This window comes from Bradyrhizobium sp. WSM4874, from assembly GCF_055811835.1.
Window position 1 is genome coordinate 1 of sequence record NZ_JBVVPR010000121.1, and the last position, 2,809, is coordinate 2,809.

The 2,809-nt window shown below is 66.5% G+C and carries 2 protein-coding genes; both read left to right on the plus strand.

The features are described 5' to 3' along the window. Positions 1-2,337: hybrid sensor histidine kinase/response regulator (locus AC0L3P_RS39470; protein ID WP_473309394.1), on the plus strand; the 2,337-nt coding region annotated here is incomplete at its 5' end. 25 nt (positions 2,338-2,362) lie between these two features. Continuing rightward, positions 2,363-2,809: chemotaxis protein CheW (locus tag AC0L3P_RS39475; RefSeq protein WP_247468230.1), on the plus strand; the 447-nt coding region annotated here is incomplete at its 3' end.

The following is a 2,809-nucleotide window of genomic DNA, read 5'->3' on the forward strand; positions in this document are numbered from 1 at the left end:
CCCGGCGTGCTGGCCGACCAGAGCCTGGAGCGTCCGCTGCGTCCGGGCGAAGTCTCGCTCGACGAGCTCGAGCGCGCCTTCCGCGAGACCGCGATCGAAGTCCCGGCCCCGGTTGCCAAGGCTGAAGTCAAGGCCGAGCCCGCGCCTGCCGCTGAAGCCCCGGTGCCTGTTGCCAAGGACGTCGCCAAGGAAGCTGCCAAGGAGACCAAGGCACCCAAGGACAAGGCCGCGCCGAAGAAGTCGATCGCCGACGAGGGCGCCGGCGAGGGCGCCAGCATCGCCAACCAGTCGATCCGCGTCAACGTGGATACGCTGGAGCATCTGATGACCATGGTCTCCGAGCTGGTGCTGACCCGCAACCAGCTGTTGGAGATCTCCCGCCGCAACGAGGACACCGAGTTCAAGGTGCCGTTGCAGCGGCTGTCCAACGTCACCGCCGAGCTGCAGGAAGGCGTCATGAAGACGCGCATGCAGCCGATCGGCAATGCCTGGCAGAAGCTGCCTCGCATCGTTCGCGACCTCTCGAGCGAACTCGGCAAGCAGATCGAGCTGGAGATGCACGGCGCCGACACCGAGCTCGACCGCCAGGTGCTCGACCTGATCAAGGACCCGCTCACCCACATGGTGCGCAACTCCGCCGACCATGGCCTGGAGACCCCGGCCGAGCGTCTCGCCGGCGGCAAGGGCGAGCAGGGCACCATCCGCCTGTCCGCCTATCACGAAGGCGGCCACATCATCATCTGCATCGCCGACAACGGCCGTGGCCTGAACACCGACAGGATCAAGGCCAAGGCGATCTCCTCGGGGCTGGTCACCGAGGCCGAGCTCGAGAAGATGAGCGAAGCCCAGATCCACAAGTTCATCTTCGCGCCGGGCTTCTCCACCGCGGCCGCCATCACCTCGGTGTCGGGGCGCGGCGTCGGCATGGACGTGGTGCGCACCAATATCGACCAGATCGGCGGCACCATCGACATCAAGTCGGTCGCCGGTGAAGGCTCCTCCGTCACCATCAAGATCCCGCTGACGCTCGCCATCGTCTCCGCGCTGATCGTGGAAGCCGCCGGCGACCGCTTTGCGATCCCGCAGCTCTCCGTGGTCGAGCTGGTGCGTGCCCGCGCCAACTCGGAGCATCGCATCGAGCGCATCAAGGACACCGCGGTGCTCCGGCTGCGCAACAAGCTGTTGCCGCTGATCCACCTCAAGAAGCTGCTCAAGATCGACGACGGCGCCGTCTCCGATCCCGAGAACGGCTTCATCGTGGTGACCCAGGTCGGCAGCCAGACCTTCGGCATCGTCGTCGACGGCGTGTTCCACACCGAAGAAATCGTGGTCAAGCCGATGTCGACGAAGCTGCGTCACATCGACATGTTCTCGGGCAATACCATCCTGGGCGACGGCGCGGTCATCATGATCATCGACCCCAACGGCATTGCCAAGGCGCTCGGCGCCGCCGGCTCCTCGGCCCATGACATGAACAACGAGAACGGGGCTCACCACATCGGATCGGGCGAGCAGACCACCTCGCTGCTGGTGTTCCGCGCCGGCTCGTCCCAGCCCAAGGCGGTCCCGCTCGGGCTCGTCACGCGCCTCGAAGAACTCCCGGCCGACAAGATCGAGTTCTCGAACGGCCGCTACATGGTGCAGTACCGCGAGCAGCTGATGCCGCTCGTGGCCATGGAGAGCGTCACCATCGCGAGCCAGGGCGCCCAGCCGATCCTGGTGTTCTCCGATGACGGCCGCTCCATGGGCCTCGTCGTCGACGAGATCATCGACATCGTCGAGGAACGGCTCAACATCGAGGTCGGCGGATCCTCCTCCGGCATTCTCGGCTCGGCCGTGATCAAGGGCCAGGCCACCGAAGTGATCGACGTCGGCCACTTCCTGCCGATGGCGTTCTCCGACTGGTTCACCCGCAAGGAGATGAAGCCGTCGCTGCACTCGCAATCGGTGCTGCTGGTCGACGACTCGGCGTTCTTCCGCAACATGCTGGCCCCGGTGCTCAAGGCCGCCGGCTACCGCGTCCGCACCGCGCCGACCGCGCAGGAGGGCTTAGCTGCGCTGCGCGCGCAGAGCTTCGACGTGGTCCTGACCGACATCGAGATGCCCGACATGAACGGGTTCGAGTTTGCCGAGACCATCCGCTCCGACAGCAATCTGGGCGCGATGCCGATCATCGGGCTCTCCGCGCTGGTGTCGCCGGCGGCGATCGAGCGCGGCCGTCAGGCCGGCTTCCACGACTATGTCGCCAAGTTCGACCGTCCCGGTCTGATCGCGGCGCTGAAGGAACAGACCGCGGGCGCCGCCGGTGCCTCCGAGCTGAGCCGCGCAGCAGCGTAACCAGCGGGATCAGGAGATAAGCAACATGACCAAGAAGACCCAGTCCGGCGAAGGTGCCATGGTCGAATACGTCACCGCGATGATCGGCGGCCAGCTGTTCGGCCTACCGATCTCCCGCGTCCAGGACGTGTTCATGCCCGAGCGCGTCACCCGCGTGCCGCTGTCCTCGCGCGAGATCGCAGGCGTGCTGAACCTGCGCGGCCGCATCGTCACCGTGGTCGACATGCGCGCCCGGCTCGGCCTGCCCAAGCCCGAGGACGGCAAGATCCCGATGGCGGTCGGCGTCGACCTGCGCGGTGAATCCTACGGCCTCTTGATCGACCAGATCGGCGAAGTGCTGCGGCTCGCCGAGGACGGCATGGAAGAAAACCCCGTCAATCTCGACCCCCGCATGGCCAAGCTCGCCGGCGGTGTCCACCGTCTCGACGGCCAGCTCATGGTCGTCCTCGACGTCGACCGCGTCCTCGAGCTC